Raw genomic sequence first — 14,795 nt, 5'->3', positions numbered from 1 at the left:
AGAAGTGAAACCACTCAGCGCCGATGGTAGTGTGGGGTCTCCCATGCGAGAGTAGGTCATCGTCAGGCGCCTACACCCAAAGCCCCGCCCGGTAACCCCGGGCGGGGCTTTTTTATGTGTATAATGCGCGTATGAAGAATGCAACACGCCAATTCTATCTTTCCGCGCTGGGCATTGATGTCTGGGAAGCACGTTATCCCCTGCCCGGCGCCGCACCATCCGCCGCTCAGCCGGTCGATGACGACAGCGCGTCCCTCCATCCGCCGATTCCCGAACGGGAGAAGATCACGGTTGAACCGGGCGCGCCCTCCCAGGGTCTTGATCAGATCAAGTCTGTTCTGGATGAAGGAGGTGAGGCTGAGATCGGTGCCGCGCATGACGAGCCGGATATCGCCAGCCTCCCTGTGGAAGACAAAGCAGAACAGACGGATTCTTTTCTGTCGCTGCAGGCCGCTTTCTGGCATGGCAGTCGGTTGAGTCTTGCCGCGGATCTGGGCGCGAATCCAGGCAGTGATATTCAGTTGCGGCTCGGCGCCAATATTATGCACGCACTTGGCGAACCCGGGGTAAGCCCTGAGATTGTGCAATGGCCAGCCTTTGAGAACCGGTCCTTGCCCGGGAATGACGATGCCGCCTTTGACAGGCTTTTGAATGGGATCATGGCTCCAAGTCCGTCCTTTTCCTGGTTTATCCTGGGGCCCGAATCCATTGAGATTCTTTCGCCCCGGTTTCGGGGGCAGGGCCATGAGGTTCGGGCTTCCAGTGAACTGACTCTGAGCCATCTCGTATCCAATGGCACGGCCAAGCGGGAGCTCTGGGAGCTTATCAAACAGTCGGAACTGCTTCGCGCGCTCGGAAACGGTGATGGTGAGTGAACGTTCCTTCCGCCTGAAGGGCGCTGAATCGACGTTTGGGCGCCTGGGAGAGGCTGACCTGCCTGCGATTCTTGATATCGAGCGCGGTGGCTACGGTTACCCCTGGAGCGAGGCGCAATTCCTTGACTGTATGGGCGAGGGATTTGAGGCCTGGGGGAGCTTCTTCGGGGGGCGCCTGACCGGCTACCTGGTTCACTGGCAGGTTCTGGACGAGGCGCATTTGATGAACCTCTGCGTCGATCGTTCCCATACACGCCAGGGGATCGGGCGCCAACTGCTCAGGCACTGGATCAGCAGGATGACCTGCCAGAACATGGGTGAGCTGATCCTTGAGGTGCGCGAATCCAATCTTGGGGCCCAGGCCCTGTACCGATCCGAGGGCTTTGTTCAGGTGGGGGAGCGCCCTGATTACTACCCGGATGGCGGTAAGCGCGAGTCCGCTATCATCATGATGCTCAGGCTCTGAGCTGTTATACTTCGTCACCTTTTCCAGACGCGCACCTCCAGCCGACTTATAGACTGAATACCATGAGTGAATTAACCGAAGAAGTCCTTAAACGTCGAACCTTTGCCATCATTTCCCACCCCGACGCGGGTAAAACCACGATCACGGAGAAGGTGCTGCTTTTCGGTAAGGCTCTGCAACGCGCGGGGACGGTCAAGGGTAAAAAATCCGGCCAGCATGCCAAGTCAGACTGGATGGAGATGGAGAAGGAGCGGGGGATATCCGTAACCACCTCGGTAATGCAGTTCCCTTACGAGGACTGTCTTATCAACCTGCTGGATACCCCGGGCCACGCGGACTTCTCGGAGGACACCTATCGCACGCTCACGGCCGTCGATTCCTGCCTCATGGTGATCGATGCGGCCAAGGGCGTCGAGGAGCGCACCATCAAACTGATGGAAGTAACCCGCCTGCGCGATACGCCAATTATTACCTTCATGAACAAGCTGGATCGGGAGGTCAGGGATCCCGTTGAGCTGATGGATGAGGTGGAGGAAGTCCTGAACATTGCCTGCGCCCCCGTGACCTGGCCCATTGGTATGGGCAAGCAGTTTCAGGGTGTCTATCACCTCCTGAAGGATCAGGTCATTCTCTATGAGTCCGGGCAGGGCCACCGCATCCAGGATGGCCGGATCATCGAGGGACTTGATAACCCTGAACTTGATGATGTGCTGGGTAACTATGCGCAGGAACTGCGCGATGAGATCGAGCTGGTCAAGGGCGCGTCCCATGAGTTCGATCTTGACGCCTTTCTCAGGGGTGAGCTTACGCCGGTGTACTTCGGTACGGCGCTGGGTAATTTTGGCGTCGATCATATGCTCGATGGCCTGGTCAGCTGGGCGCCGGCGCCCAAGGGGCGGGAGATGACCAACCGCAGTGTTGAGTCGACGGAGGACCGTTTTGCCGGTTTTGTTTTCAAGATCCAGGCGAACATGGATCCCAAGCACCGGGACCGGATCGCCTTTCTGCGGATTGTCTCGGGGCGTTACCACCAGGGGATGAAGATTCACCACGTGCGGATCGGAAAGGATGTGCGCATCAGTGATGCGCTAACCTTCATGGCGGGTGATCGGGAGCGCGCCGAGGAAGCCATCGCCGGCGATATCATCGGCCTTCATAACCACGGGACCATCCAGCTTGGCGACACCTTTACCGAGGGCGAGAAAGACCGCTTCACGGGGATCCCGAACTTTGCTCCGGAGCTGTTCCGGCGGATTCAGCTGCGTGATCCGATGAAGGCCAAACAGCTCCAGAAAGGGCTTATACAGCTTTCCGAGGAAGGGGCCGTCCAGGTTTTCCGGCCGGTCAAGAACAACGACATGATTGTGGGCGCCGTGGGTACACTGCAGTTTGATGTCGTGGTTGCGCGCCTCAAGAACGAATACGGCGTCGATGCCGTCTATGAGCCCATCAATGTTGCCACGGCGCGGTGGGTAACCTGTGACGATCCCAAGGCCCTCGAGCAGTTCGAGCGCAAGAACCAGGACAACCTGGCCCTGGATGGCAGTGACAACCTGACCTATATCGCACCCACAATGGTCAATCTCCAGTTGGCGGAAGAGCGTTATCCTGAAGTCACGTTCCATAAGACCAAGGAGCGGTGATCCGTTGGCGACATGGCTTGTGGATGCCCACTGTCATTTTGATTTCCCGGTGTTTGACGGGCATCGGGATGCGATTCTCGCGCAGGCCGAGCAGTTGGGTATCAGTACCCTGGTCGTTCCCGGGACCTGCCCGGGTAACTGGGAGCGGATCAGGGAACTGACGGCAAACTACCGGGCTCTCCGCTATGCACCGGGTATCCACCCCTGGTGGCTGGATGAGGTTGGCCCGGATGCCATCGACCAACTCGAAGCGGAGCTGAACCGGCCCGCGCAGGGGCGGGTCGCGATCGGAGAATGCGGTCTTGATTGGTTGCGTGAGGACTATGATGGCCAGCTTGAGCTCTTTCGCGCCCAGGTGACACTGGCCTCGCGTTATGAATACCCGCTGTTGATCCACAGTGTTCGCACCCATGATGAGGTGGCTGCCCTGCTGAAGCGGGAACAGTACCGGCTTCCGGCTCTGGTGCACGGTTTCAGCGGCTCCTTGCAGCAGGCGACGCGCCTGCTGGATCAGGGGCTCTACATTGGTGTGGGTGGGGTGATTACCCATGACCGGGCGCGCAAAACCCGTGATACCATTCGAAAACTGCCGGCCAGCGCGCTGGTTCTGGAGACGGATGCTCCCGATATGCCGCCTTCCGGCGTTCGTAAGGGGGAAAACACACCCCTGAATCTGCGGCGGGTGTTTGAGAGCCTGTGTGAGTTGCGCGGGGAGCAGCCGGAAGTGCTTGCTGAACAGCTGCGGATCAACGCCGAACGGCTTTTTATGGGCAGGTTGGCGTCAGAGGGTTTGCATGGCGAGGGTCCTCCGGTATAATGCCGCCCCTGGCTTTTGGCGGAGAAGCGCAACCCAGCCCCGGGCGCTGCTTCGATCGATACCTGGTCCAAAATGCCCACAGCTGTCCTGAGTGATGGCAGGGCCTGATTATTTTTTTGAAGGCGGGATTCATGAAGACTCTGAGTGCAAAACCGGAAAGCGTCACGCGCGACTGGTATGTCGTAGATGCGTCGGACAAGACGCTTGGGCGTCTGTCCACGGAAATTGCCCGTCGTCTTAGGGGCAAGCATAAACCGGAATATACGCCCCATGTCGACACGGGTGATTACATTGTGGTGGTCAATGCGGAGAAGGTCCGCGTGACCGGGCGCAAAACAACGGATAAGCAGTATTATCGCCATACGGGGTATCCCGGCGGTATCCGTTCGATGAACTTTGAAGAGATGATCGAACGCCACCCTGAGCGTGTGATTGAGTATTCTGTTAAGGGGATGCTCCCGCGCGGGCCGCTTGGCAGGGCGATGTTCAAGAAACTGAAAGTCTACGCGGGCGATGAGCATCCCCATACGGCGCAGCAGCCCCAGCAACTCGAGATTTAACGGAAGGCGATTATGTCAGCTACATACAATTACGGTACCGGTCGTCGTAAAACCTCGGCTGCACGGGTCTTTATCAAGCCCGGAAGCGGTAATATCGAAGTCAACGGCTGCTCGCTGGAAAAGTTTTTTGGGCGAGACACTCTTCGCATGATTGTCCAGCAGCCGCTGGTGGTTGCGGATGCTCAGGGCCGTTTTGATCTAAAGGTTACCGTCAGTGGCGGTGGCTCCAGCGGTCAGGCCGGCGCCGTGCGTCACGGCATCACCCGAGCTCTGATTGAGTACGATGAAACGCTTCGGCCAGCTCTGCGGCGTGCGGGTTACGTTACCCGAGATGACCGCGCGGTTGAGCGCAAGAAGGTTGGGCTTCGCAAGGCCCGGAAGCGGCCACAGTATTCGAAGCGCTAGGTCGCTGGATCATGGCAGCCAGCCAAAAGGCCCGATTACAGATCGGGCCTTTTTGTGTCGGGCCGAGGTAATTGACATATCACCTTGTATGCAATGACTGATTTAATTAACATTTGAGCGTTTTTTCCAGCGCAATAATGATGGCGTTGAGCTGATTGGTATTCAGCTTGACCAAGCCAAGTGGTAACAGGGTACGCTGGTCCGTAATGGGGCGTGCTTTTGCTAATGGGAGAAGGCCAGTATGAATAATGGCGACGTAAACCACGGTCGACGGCGCTTTCTAGTCGGCGCCACGTCCGTAATTGGTGGCGTCGGGGCTGTAGGGCTTGCAGTTCCTTTCGTGTCGTCCTGGCAGCCGAGTGCCAAGGCGGAGGCGGCAGGAGCACCCCGGCGCCTCAGTATATCCAAGATCGAGGAAGGCGAGCGGGTCACCGTGGAGTGGCGCGGACAACCCGTCTGGGTGGTTCGCCGGACCCAGGAAATGCTTGACCGGCTTGAAGGCCTCGGCGAACGCCTGGAGGACCCAAACTCCAAGGAGAATCAGCAGCCTGAGTACGTGTCCGGAACCTACCGGTCGGTGAAGCCGGAATTTCTGGTGGTAGTCGGTATCTGTACCCATCTGGGATGCTCGCCGTCATACCGGCCCGAGCCGGGTGCCGAAGGCCTGGGTGATGACTGGCCGGGCGGATTTTTCTGCGCCTGCCATGGTTCCAAGTTTGACCTTTCAGGCCGCGTCTACACGGGCGTTCCTGCTCCCACGAACCTTGTCGTTCCACCACACCGGTTTGAGGATGATGGTGAGACAATTGCCGTTGGTGTCGATCCGGAGGATGCAGCATGAGTGGACTGATTAAGTGGATCGACGACCGGCTTCCAATTGTGGATGCCTTTGAAAAGCACATGAGCAAGTACTACGCGCCTAAGAACTTCAACTTCTGGTATGCGTTCGGGGTTCTTTCGATGCTGGTACTGGTCAATCAGCTCCTGACCGGGATCTGGCTGACCATGATGTACACACCGACTGCCGAGGGGGCCTTCGCCTCCGTTGAGTACATCATGCGTGACGTCAACTACGGGTGGCTCCTGCGCTACATGCACTCCACAGGCGCCTCGATGTTCTTCCTGGTTGTCTACCTGCATATGTTCCGTGCGTTGATGTACGGGTCCTACCAGAAGCCTCGCGAGCTGATCTGGGTCTTCGGTATGGCCATCTATCTGCTGCTTATGGCGGAAGCCTTCATGGGCTATGTGCTGCCCTGGGGGCAGATGTCCTACTGGGGTGCGCAGGTTATTATCAATCTGTTCAGCGCCATCCCGGGCATCGGTGAGGACCTGGCGATCTGGATTCGCGGTGACTACCTGATTTCCGGTGCAACCCTGAACCGCTTCTTTGCCCTGCACGTGGTCGCGTTGCCACTGGTTCTGGTTGGGCTGGTCATCCTGCATATCCTGGCCCTGCATGAGGTTGGCTCCAACAACCCGGATGGCGTTGATATCAAGAAGAACAAGGATGAAAACGGCATTCCGAAAGACGGTATCCCGTTCCATCCCTACTACACCGTGCATGACCTGGTTCCGATCGCGGTCTTCCTGGCGGTGTTTGCAACCATCGTGTTCTTCTTCCCCGAAATGGGCGGTTATTTCCTGGAGAAACCGAACTTCCAGCAGGCGGACCCGCTGCAGACGCCGGATCACATTGCACCGGTATGGTACTTCACACCGTTCTACGCCATGTTGCGGGCTGTGACATTCAACCTGTTTGGGCTCTCCTCGCAGTTCTGGGGCGTTGTGGTGATGGGAGCCGCAGTTGCCATCCTGTTCGTGCTGCCCTGGCTGGACCGCAGTCCGGTTCGTTCCATCCGGTACAAAGGGATGCTGAGTCGCATCGCATTGACCATCTTTGTCGTGTGCTTTGTGATGCTTGGCTACCTGGGGACGGTGCCCACGACCGACATCAAGACACTGTTGGCACAGCTGGGCACACTGGGCTACTTCGGTTTCTTCATCCTGATGCCATTCTATACGCGGATGGAGTCGACTAAACCGGTTCCGGAGAGGGTGACAACCAAATGAAACAGATACTGAGTGCATTGATTCTGCTTCTGGTGCCGGTCCTGGCGACTGCAGCTGGCGGAGGTGGTAACCTTGACAGCATGGAGCCTGACCTCAGCGACAAGGCGTCGCTGCAACGAGGCGCCAAGATCTTCACCAATAACTGCATGGGATGCCATTCGGCGAAATATGCCCGATACAGGCTCGTTGCCGAGGACATTGGGATCCCGCAGGAGTTGTATGAAGAGAACCTGATCTTCACGGACTCCCGATACGGTGAGCTGATGGAAATCGCGATGCCCGGCGAAGAGGCTGAGCAGTGGTTCGGGGTTGCTCCGCCGGATCTGACCCTGACGGCCAGGGTCAACGGCCCTGACTGGCTGTACTCCTATCTGCGTGGATTCTACAAGGATGAGAGTCGTCCGCTTGGGGTCAACAACGTGGTCTTCGACAACGTGGGTATGCCGCATGTGATGGTTAACAAGGGTGGCCTTTGCGCCGAGAAGCCGCACATTGGGGCGGAGGAGTCCGTTGATCCAGCTACGGGTGAAACTCTTAACGATGGGGTCTGTGATGACTGGGCCATCGAGGGGAGTATGGAACCCGAGGAGTTTGACCAGGCCATGTACGACCTGACCAACTTCCTGGTCTACCTGGGCGAACCCGCGCTGATGGACAGGAAGCGGATTGGCGTTTACGTGCTCATCTTCATCGGTATCTTCTTCATCTTCGCGTACCTGTTGAATCGCGAATACTGGAAAGACATCCACTGACGAAATCCGTTATAATCCTGCCTCCCGCATGGCCCGGCATTGTCAATCGATAGCCGGGCCATGCGCTTGTGATCCCTTCGGACGACCGGCTATTTAGGGGTAAATCTATGGGTGTTGTGACCAAACGGTCATCAATGACATTTTTCTCTGATCCTCAGAGCCATTACAGCCATCGTGTGCGCATTGTTCTGGCTGAGAAAGGCGTGACTGTGGACGTGGTGAATGTCGACCCTTCCGATCCACCATCGGAACTCTCTGATCTGAATCCCTACAACGCCCTGCCAACCCTTGTTGACCGGGATCTGGTGCTTTATGAGCCCAACATCATCATGGAGTACCTGGATGAGCGCTTTCCGCATCCGCCTCTGTTGCCGGTCTATCCGGTGGCCAGGGCGCAGAGCCGCCTTATGATGTGGCGCGTGGGGCGGGACTGGTGTGGTCTGGCGGACACGATTCTTGCCAATAAGCCCAGTTCGAAGGCGGCGGAATCGGCACGCAAGGAGTTGCGTGAAAGCCTGATATCGGCAGCACCGCTTTTCAATGAAGCGCCGTATTTTCTCAGTGAGGAGTTCACGATTGTGGACTGCTGTGTGGGGCCATTGCTGTGGCGGCTGGACAAGCTCGGCATCGAGCTTCCCGAGAATCGTGTCAAACCACTGATGGACTACATGGAACGAATTTTCGAACGCCGCAGTTTCAAGGCGAGCCTCTCTGAGAGTGAAGAGGAAATGCGCGATTGAAGGGTTGCAGTATGAGTAACCCAGGGAGTCATAACCGATGAAATCGAGTCGCCCCTATCTGATCCGCGCGCTGAATGAGTGGATACTGGATAATGGCACAACCCCGCATCTGGTTGTGGACGCGAGTCTGTCGGGGGTCCAGGTTCCCATGGATTACGTCGCAAACGGGCAGATTGTGCTCAATATCAGTTCCTCTGCAGTTAAAGGACTGCTCCTGGGGGATGAGGCTGTTGAGTTCAATGCCAGGTTCGGCGGAGTTCCGGTCAATGTCTATGTGCCGGTTTACGCGGTGATGGCCATTTACGCGCGAGAAAACGGCCAGGGCATGGTCTTCGGCCAGGAGCCTGGCAGCCCGGATCCGGATGGCCCGGATGACGGTCCTTCTGATGAGGCGCCATTCGAGTCTGAAAGTGGCAATCAGGAATCGGACAAGAAGAAACCGAACCTGAAGGTCGTGAAGTAACCCGATCAGGACTCCCCGAAAAGCATCGCCTCCACCTGGCTGCAGAGCGCATTGAGAATGATGATAATGAGCTCTGCAGCCCGCCCTGGAGACACGTCCGGTAACGCCAGTTCAATGTCATCATCATAAAGCAGGGAATGGATGTCGGTTTCCTGCTGCCCCGTTATGGCAATTACCCGGATATGACGGTCGTGTGCCGCCTGGAGTGCCTGGACCATGCTCGATTTGTTGCCATCGTCGGTCATCAGTATCAGGGTGTCGCCCTCCCGCCCAATAGCCTGAATCTGGCGCGAGAACGCTTCCTGTACTCGATTGGCCATTGCAATGGCAGAGAAGGTGGTTGCATCCCCGCCGATGTTGATGGCGGGAAGGGCGGGGCGCTCGGTTTCATGGTAGCCCAGCATGCAGCTGCAGAAATACTGCGCAAATGCGTTCGCCTTGCCATTGCCACAGGCCAGAACCTGGCCCTCGTTGAGCATGGATTCCACGATGCATTCGGCCGCCGAGTTGATCATCGGGGCTACGGAGGTGGCTGCCTCGCCGATGCATTCCATATGGGCGGCGATATGCTGATTGAATAGCGCTTCAGAATCGGTCATGTCGTTGCGTCAAATGCGTTCCTGATCCATTGAAAGTGCTCCTGGCTATTGCTCTCGAGGCTGACGGCGATCACGTCGAACCGGCAAAAGCAATCGTTAAGGCCGTGCCGGTGCAGGAAAAATCGGGCAGCGCGAATCAGCCGAAGTTTCTTGCGTGCGCTGATCGACTCGGCGCCGTCCACAAGCGCGCCACGCCGGCGGGCACGAACCTCCACAAAGACCAGGCAGTCGCCATCAATAGCGATGAGGTCGATTTCCCCGGCTCGGCAGGAGAAATTGGCTTCCCGGATGATGAGTCCCTGGTCCCTTAGATAGCTGGCCGCCGCCCGTTCTGCGTGAAATCCTCGTTCGCGTCGATCCATCCCTGGTCTCCCAATTGTGCTTGCCCGCCCGTGCGAGTTTACTGCGTTCCGCCCCTCAGTTCCGGGGAGGAATCATCAAGAAGTCTGGGTCGGCCCTTCTCAAACCTGGCCCAGATCTGATGGCGGCGGATAGCACCATCGGGGGCCATGCGCAGGGTTCCGGTCCGCCCTTTCATCTGATAGCCCTCCACCTGTTCCAGTACGGGCAGGCGGCTCGCCAGATAGTAACTATCCACCCCAAGGGCAAACAGGCGGTCGTAGCGCTCACCCAACGATGGGAAGAGTTTGCCCAGCTGGGGGCGCAGTGTCTGTTCCGAGTCAAGAATCCAGGGAATATCCGTGAACGCAATTCCGTCGAGGTCGCTGTCGCGGGATGGGTCCGGTGTTCCATGGTAAAGCAGTGAGGTCCCGTAAACGGGAAGATCTCCCCCATAGTAGAAAGCAAAAAGCGGATTGAACTGACGGGCCTGCTCTGGCGCTGCCAAAAGGACGATAGCGTCGATATCCTGCCGGCGCCTGGGCTCATACTGCATGGTGGCGCCAGTGTCCCGCATGAGCTGGTTGGCTCTCTGCCGGCTGCTATTGATGGAGAATCCATCCGCAACGACACGATTCAGGTTTTCACCCTCGTCATAGCGGACGGCCCGGATCATCCGAGCATCATCCGTTTTTTCATGGGCCGATTCAAAGGCCTCGATCATGCGGCTTCCCCAGTCGCCGGCGGGAGCGAACACCAGGGCGTTCCGGTGGTCTTTGTTGTGAAGGCGGGTTGCAATCTGGCGAACTTCGTCCTCACTGGCGAGCCCGAATTGATAGAGCTGTTCGGGCATAGGGCCTTCAAAGGGCACATAATTGAGCGCCAGGACCGGTATTGGCATTCGGGTCTGGTTGTTGAGGCCGGCAAGCGATTCCTTGCGGAGGGGGCCGACGACCAGGTCGGGATCCGCTTCGAGGAGGTCTGCGTAGATACGGCTGAATCCACCCTTGTTGGTGTCGTGGATGGTCAGCGTAATGGCCGTCTGCGGATCATTCCCCAGGTCTTCGTAGAACGCGGCAAGGAATCCCTCCCGCACTGCCTTGCCAGGCCCGGAAAGCGCGCCACTCAAAGGCAGCGTCAGGGCGATGCGCTCTGGTCGCTGTTCCGGTAATGTCGCGATTATGCTCAGCTCATCCGGCAGTGCGCGTGCGCCGGGGTGGCTATCCCAGTTCTTCTGCCACTGGCGGATGGCTTCAGCCCTGGGTTCAATGGCAAAGCGGTCCGTTGCGCGCAGTGAGAGAGCCAGTTCGAGCCAGCCTTGTGGGTTGGCATCAGATGCTCTGCTGGCTTCATTGCTGAGGCTGTCATCGGGAATGGATTTCAGTGCCTCCCAGACCCGTTGGTTGTAGGGTTGCCATTCGGATTCATCAATGACGGCATAGCCGTTCATCAGGACCCGGAAGGTTTTAAGCGGCTGGTCCGCGAGCTCATAGAGGCCGGCAAGATCCCGGACGGCACGTTTACGTTCATCACTGGGCAGGCGGGAAACGAGATCCGGTGAAATGCGTCCTGCGAGTTCCTCGGCGTCCTCCCTGGAGCCTCTGTTCACAATATCCCGGGCCTGGATCCAACGGTAAATCCGGCCCGGAGCCCGACCGAGATCGTCTGTCTGCATCGAGTCCAACAACTGCCGTGCCGAGGGATAGTCACCTTTATCCTGCAACCGTTTGGCGGCTTCGAGCTGATATTCTGCCCTGAGGCTGGCATTATTGGTGTCCGCGGCGGCCTGAAGCAGGCCCTGGACCGTCTGGAACTCCCCGGGCGCCGTTTCCGACGGTGCTCCGGGGTCGACCGCGCAGCCGGCGCTCAGTAGCAGGAACAGCACAACGATGAGAGCAGGAAGGTGTTTCATGGGCCTCTCGGCTTGTTGGGTTGAAATACGACGCCTCGCGGGCTGGGTCCGAACGCCGAATTCTAACAGGTAATGGCAGGCAGGGCATGGCTGAGACAATGAAACCCGGTACACTTTATGTCGTTGCCACGCCCATCGGCAATCTTGGTGACATGAGCGTGCGAGGCGGTGAGCTGCTGCGGGATGTGGATCGGATCCTGGCGGAGGACACGCGTCATACCGCCCGGCTGCTGGATCACCTCGGGCTCAGCACACCCATGACCTCTCTGCATGAGCATAATGAGCAAAAGCAGATTGGGCGCGTGCTGGACTGGCTCGCACAGGGGCAGTCCCTGGCACTTGTCTCCGATGCGGGCACACCGCTTATTTCGGATCCGGGGTTTGAACTGGTGCGGGCCGCGCGGGAGAGGGGCTTTGCGGTAACAACAGCGCCCGGTGCCTGTGCGGTGACCGCAGCCCTGAGCATTTCCGGCCTTCCTACCGACCGCTTCGTTTTTGAGGGGTTCCTTCCACCCCGCCAGGCCCATCGCCAGCGTGAGCTGGAGCGGCTCAAGGACCAGGAGCGCACACTTGTCTTCTATGAATCGCCGCGGCGGATTGTGGCCGCACTCACGGATATGGCCTCCGTTTTCGGTGCAGACCGTTCCGGCGTTGTTGTTCGGGAGCTGACGAAGACCTATGAGACGGTTTATGCGGGAACCCTCGGAGAGTTGGCCGAGCTGGCGAAAGCAGGGGACATCACTGAAAAGGGTGAGTTTGTTGTCCTGGTGGGCGGGGCGGATAAGGCGGCTGCCGTGGAAGCGGCCATGGTCGATGCCGAGCGTTTGCTGACGCGGCTTCTTCAGAGTCTCCCGGTGAAAGAGGCCGTTCGTATCACCGCCGATATGACGGGGGCTGCGCGCAATCCCCTCTATGAGCGCGCCCTGGTTCTCCAGGGAAAAGGCGGGTAGAAGGCAGCCCCTTGTATTGGGGTGAAGTAGCCATTATTCTTTGCCTGAGTTCGCCATGCAGTCGCTGTTCCGCCATTGGCATCCACCCTCGTGGTGGTTTGAGCGTGGCGGGAGGGAGGAAAGTCCGGGCTCCACAGGGCGGAGTGCCAGGTAACGCCTGGGCGGCGCGAGCCGACGGAAAGTGCAGCAGAGAGTAAACCGCCTAAGCTGACCCTGATTCAGGGCCAGCCGGTAAGGGTGAAACGGTGCGGTAAGAGCGCACCGCGTGACTGGCAACAGTTCACGGCGATGGCAAACCCCACTCGGAGCAAGGCCAAATAGGAGTCCAGAGGTGTGGCCCGCATCGGACTCGGGTAGGCTGCTTGAGGTGCGCGGTGACGCGTATCCCAGAGGAATGACTGTGCGCGACAGAACCCGGCTTATCGGCGAACTCGTTTAAGGTAGAGCCCCGGAAACGGGGCTCGCCACCCTTCCTGCAAATAACCTTTCGGTTTCATTACGACGTTTTTATAACAAAAAAATCTTGACCTTCATGTGACTTATTGAATTTGTTTGCAGTTTCTTGATCTTGCTCGATTTGTGTATGCCCGCCTTTTCCCTTTTCTGATATCTGGTCGCTAAATCCCTGTCTGAGCGGCAATTTTAATGGTTCCCGGTCACCAGTCCTTCCTTGCATTGGCATGGGACTCTTCTTATAGTGTCGGCAAGTGGTAAAAAGTGGCATCAAGTGGTGTTTTGTGGTTTTCAAGTGGGGTGAGTGGCAGAAAGTGGTAGTGCCACCACAAATCGGGGTAGCGAATCGGACATGACAAATTTTCTCGGTAGTCATGCGATCAATATGGACGCCAAGGGGCGCCTGGCGATTCCTGCCCGTGTGCGGGAAGACCTGGAAACCCTCTGTGATGGCCGTATTGTGCTGACTGCCCACACCGAGGAGCGCTGCCTCCTGGTCTATCCCGAACCCCAGTGGGAAGAACTCCTGCCGAAGGTTGAGGAGCTGCCAAGCATCAACAAAGCGGTCCGCCGCATGCAGCGGCTGCTCATCGGGCATGCGACGCCGCTGGAACTCGATGGCGCCGGGCGCATTCTTGTGCCACAGACGCTGCGCGATTATGCCGGTCTTGAGAAGAAGCTCTACCTGATCGGCCAGGGTCGGAAACTTGAGCTCTGGAGCGAGGATCGCTGGCTGCAGTGGCTTGAGGAAGATGATGGCGACGAGGAAATTCCCGAGGAAATGAAGTCCCTGTCGCTTTAGCGCGGGGCACGGGAGAAGCGTGATGGTGCACGAATCAGTGTTACAGCATGAAGCGGTGGAGGCGCTGGTCACGACGCCATCGGGGCACTACGTGGATGCCACCTTTGGGCGTGGCGGACACAGCCGCGCGCTGCTTTCCGCGCTGGATTCGGACGCACGGCTGCTGGTGATTGACCGCGATCCGGAAGCAATCCGTGTGGCCAGGGAGCTCGCCGACGAGGATGAACGGGTATCCGTAGTTTATGCGCCCTTTGCTCAGCTCCATGCGGCGCTGGCCTCAGTTGGGTGGGAGCAGGTGCACGGCATCCTGCTCGATCTGGGGGTTTCCTCGCCCCAGCTTGATGAGCCGGAGCGGGGCTTCAGTTTCAGGAACGACGGCCCCCTTGATATGCGGATGGACCCGGAATCCGGTGAGAGTGCCGCCCAGTGGCTTGCACGCGCCGAGGAGGGTGAGATCCGCCGTGTGCTCAAGGAGTACGGCGAGGAGCGCTTTGCCAAACGCATCGCTCACAGCATTGTGACGACACGTGCCGAAGAGCCCCTCACCCGTACTGTCCAGCTCGCGGATTTGATTGACCATGCCGTGCCCTTCAGGGACAAGCACAAGCATCCGGCGACCCGCAGTTTTCAGGCGATCCGGATCCATATCAACGAGGAGCTGCAGGAACTGGACTCAGTCCTGGAGCAGGCGGTGGACGCCCTGGCGCCGGGCGGTCGGCTGGTGGTGATCAGTTTCCACTCGCTGGAAGATCGGCGTGTCAAACGGTTCATGCGGGACCAGAGCCGTGGACCGGCTATTCCGAAAGGCGTACCCGTGACGGCGGAGCAGGAGCAGTCACGGTTTCGGGTTGTCGGCAAGGCATCCCAGGCGACCGCCAGGGAGCGGGACGAAAACGTGCGTTCGCGCAGCGCGGTCATGCGGATTCTGGAGTGTCTTCACTGAGGG

At 58.3% G+C, this 14,795-nt stretch carries 17 protein-coding genes and 1 other RNA gene; 15 read left to right on the top strand and 3 right to left on the bottom strand.

What is annotated here, in order from left to right; all coding sequences use genetic code 11:
* Positions 1-131 precede the first annotated feature (131 nt).
* From DES49_RS14190 to DES49_RS14140, 11 genes are all read left to right on the top strand, one after another.
* Positions 132-875 carry a hypothetical protein gene (locus DES49_RS14190; protein WP_133737090.1) on the top strand — a complete coding sequence of 248 codons (744 nt, stop codon included), beginning with the start codon at positions 132-134 and terminating at the stop codon, positions 873-875.
* Entirely contained in the window at positions 865-1,341 is a 477-nt protein-coding gene (gene rimI / locus DES49_RS14185; RefSeq protein ID WP_166646097.1) for a ribosomal protein S18-alanine N-acetyltransferase, read from the top strand. Before DES49_RS14190 ends, rimI begins: the two co-directional genes overlap by 11 nt.
* 62 nt (positions 1,342-1,403) lie before the next feature.
* Positions 1,404-2,984: a peptide chain release factor 3 gene (gene prfC / locus DES49_RS14180; RefSeq protein WP_133737088.1), complete on the top strand. Its 1,581-nt coding sequence runs from the start codon at positions 1,404-1,406 to the stop codon at positions 2,982-2,984.
* A gap of 4 nt (positions 2,985-2,988) precedes the next feature.
* On the top strand, positions 2,989-3,801 hold the full coding sequence (locus DES49_RS14175) for a TatD family hydrolase (protein WP_133737087.1): 813 nt from the start codon (positions 2,989-2,991) through the stop codon (positions 3,799-3,801).
* 131 nt (positions 3,802-3,932) lie between these two features.
* Positions 3,933-4,361, top strand: a complete 429-nt coding sequence (gene rplM / locus DES49_RS14170; RefSeq protein WP_133737086.1) for a 50S ribosomal protein L13 — start codon at positions 3,933-3,935, stop codon at positions 4,359-4,361.
* A 12-nt stretch (positions 4,362-4,373) separates the two neighbouring features.
* A complete protein-coding gene (gene rpsI, locus DES49_RS14165; protein WP_133737085.1) occupies positions 4,374-4,766 on the top strand; it encodes a 30S ribosomal protein S9 in 393 nt (130 codons plus the stop codon).
* Between the two features lie 241 nt (positions 4,767-5,007).
* Entirely contained in the window at positions 5,008-5,607 is a 600-nt protein-coding gene (gene petA / locus DES49_RS14160; RefSeq protein WP_133737084.1) for a ubiquinol-cytochrome c reductase iron-sulfur subunit, read from the top strand.
* Complete coding sequence (locus DES49_RS14155; protein WP_133737083.1) at positions 5,604-6,839, top strand: cytochrome b; 1,236 nt, start codon at positions 5,604-5,606, stop codon at positions 6,837-6,839. The genes petA and DES49_RS14155 overlap by 4 nt, the downstream gene beginning before the upstream one ends.
* Positions 6,836-7,591 (top strand): cytochrome c1, encoded by a 756-nt coding sequence (locus DES49_RS14150; RefSeq protein WP_133737082.1) that lies wholly within the window; start codon positions 6,836-6,838, stop codon positions 7,589-7,591. The genes DES49_RS14155 and DES49_RS14150 overlap by 4 nt, the downstream gene beginning before the upstream one ends.
* Positions 7,592-7,698: 107 nt before the next feature.
* The gene (locus tag DES49_RS14145; RefSeq protein ID WP_133737081.1) at positions 7,699-8,331 is read left to right on the top strand and encodes a glutathione S-transferase N-terminal domain-containing protein; all 633 of its coding nucleotides are present in this window, start codon (positions 7,699-7,701) and stop codon (positions 8,329-8,331) included.
* 37 nt (positions 8,332-8,368) lie between these two features.
* A complete protein-coding gene (locus DES49_RS14140; RefSeq protein ID WP_133737080.1) occupies positions 8,369-8,794 on the top strand; it encodes a ClpXP protease specificity-enhancing factor in 426 nt (141 codons plus the stop codon).
* 5 nt (positions 8,795-8,799) lie between these two features.
* Here the strand turns inward: DES49_RS14140 and DES49_RS14135 are convergent, their stop codons facing one another.
* From DES49_RS14135 to DES49_RS14125, 3 genes are read right to left on the bottom strand one after another with little or no spacing between them, the layout of a single operon-like run.
* Complete coding sequence (locus DES49_RS14135; RefSeq protein WP_133737079.1) at positions 8,800-9,393, bottom strand: D-sedoheptulose-7-phosphate isomerase; 594 nt, start codon at positions 9,391-9,393, stop codon at positions 8,800-8,802.
* Positions 9,390-9,755, bottom strand: a complete 366-nt coding sequence (locus DES49_RS14130) for a YraN family protein (RefSeq protein WP_133737078.1) — start codon at positions 9,753-9,755, stop codon at positions 9,390-9,392. The genes DES49_RS14135 and DES49_RS14130 overlap by 4 nt, the downstream gene beginning before the upstream one ends.
* Positions 9,756-9,793: 38 nt before the next feature.
* Positions 9,794-11,644, bottom strand: a complete 1,851-nt coding sequence (locus DES49_RS14125) for a penicillin-binding protein activator (RefSeq protein ID WP_133737077.1) — start codon at positions 11,642-11,644, stop codon at positions 9,794-9,796.
* A gap of 86 nt (positions 11,645-11,730) precedes the next feature.
* Here DES49_RS14125 and rsmI point away from each other — a divergent pair, with 86 nt between their 5' ends.
* The 4 genes from rsmI to rsmH all read left to right on the top strand — a co-directional run bounded on the left by rsmI (position 11,731) and on the right by rsmH (position 14,792).
* Entirely contained in the window at positions 11,731-12,594 is an 864-nt protein-coding gene (rsmI, locus tag DES49_RS14120) for a 16S rRNA (cytidine(1402)-2'-O)-methyltransferase (protein ID WP_243865058.1), read from the top strand.
* Positions 12,595-12,639: 45 nt separating this feature from the next.
* Positions 12,640-13,032, top strand: an RNA gene (rnpB, locus tag DES49_RS14115) — RNase P RNA component class A.
* 367 nt (positions 13,033-13,399) lie between these two features.
* On the top strand, positions 13,400-13,849 hold the full coding sequence (gene mraZ / locus DES49_RS14110; protein WP_133737076.1) for a division/cell wall cluster transcriptional repressor MraZ: 450 nt from the start codon (positions 13,400-13,402) through the stop codon (positions 13,847-13,849).
* Positions 13,850-13,871: 22 nt separating this feature from the next.
* On the top strand, positions 13,872-14,792 hold the full coding sequence (gene rsmH, locus DES49_RS14105) for a 16S rRNA (cytosine(1402)-N(4))-methyltransferase RsmH (protein WP_133737075.1): 921 nt from the start codon (positions 13,872-13,874) through the stop codon (positions 14,790-14,792).
* Positions 14,793-14,795 lie beyond the last annotated feature (3 nt).

This window comes from Halospina denitrificans (assembly GCF_004364635.1).
GTDB classification, from domain to species: Bacteria; Pseudomonadota; Gammaproteobacteria; order Pseudomonadales; family Oleiphilaceae; genus Halospina; species Halospina denitrificans.
Note: the sequence above shows the minus strand (reverse complement) of the source record. Positions and strands in the feature narration are given on the sequence as shown.

Excerpts from the sequence above, each read along its gene's own strand:
- rsmI (WP_243865058.1), top strand. The coding sequence starts at position 11,731 with ATGGCTGAGACAATGAAACCCGGTACACTTTATGTCGTTGCCACGCCC.
- DES49_RS14145 (WP_133737081.1), top strand. The coding sequence starts at position 7,699 with ATGGGTGTTGTGACCAAACGGTCATCAATGACATTTTTCTCTGATCCT.
- DES49_RS14140 (WP_133737080.1), top strand. The coding sequence starts at position 8,369 with ATGAAATCGAGTCGCCCCTATCTGATCCGCGCGCTGAATGAGTGGATA.
- rpsI (WP_133737085.1), top strand. The coding sequence starts at position 4,374 with ATGTCAGCTACATACAATTACGGTACCGGTCGTCGTAAAACCTCGGCT.
- rplM (WP_133737086.1), top strand. The coding sequence starts at position 3,933 with ATGAAGACTCTGAGTGCAAAACCGGAAAGCGTCACGCGCGACTGGTAT.
- DES49_RS14150 (WP_133737082.1), top strand. The coding sequence starts at position 6,836 with ATGAAACAGATACTGAGTGCATTGATTCTGCTTCTGGTGCCGGTCCTG.
- petA (WP_133737084.1), top strand. The coding sequence starts at position 5,008 with ATGAATAATGGCGACGTAAACCACGGTCGACGGCGCTTTCTAGTCGGC.
- DES49_RS14130 (WP_133737078.1), bottom strand. The coding sequence starts at position 9,755 with ATGGATCGACGCGAACGAGGATTTCACGCAGAACGGGCGGCGGCCAGC.
- rsmH (WP_133737075.1), top strand. The coding sequence starts at position 13,872 with ATGGTGCACGAATCAGTGTTACAGCATGAAGCGGTGGAGGCGCTGGTC.
- mraZ (WP_133737076.1), top strand. The coding sequence starts at position 13,400 with ATGACAAATTTTCTCGGTAGTCATGCGATCAATATGGACGCCAAGGGG.
- DES49_RS14190 (WP_133737090.1), top strand. The coding sequence starts at position 132 with ATGAAGAATGCAACACGCCAATTCTATCTTTCCGCGCTGGGCATTGAT.
- DES49_RS14125 (WP_133737077.1), bottom strand. The coding sequence starts at position 11,644 with ATGAAACACCTTCCTGCTCTCATCGTTGTGCTGTTCCTGCTACTGAGC.
- rimI (WP_166646097.1), top strand. The coding sequence starts at position 865 with ATGGTGAGTGAACGTTCCTTCCGCCTGAAGGGCGCTGAATCGACGTTT.
- DES49_RS14135 (WP_133737079.1), bottom strand. The coding sequence starts at position 9,393 with ATGACCGATTCTGAAGCGCTATTCAATCAGCATATCGCCGCCCATATG.
- DES49_RS14155 (WP_133737083.1), top strand. The coding sequence starts at position 5,604 with ATGAGTGGACTGATTAAGTGGATCGACGACCGGCTTCCAATTGTGGAT.
- prfC (WP_133737088.1), top strand. The coding sequence starts at position 1,404 with ATGAGTGAATTAACCGAAGAAGTCCTTAAACGTCGAACCTTTGCCATC.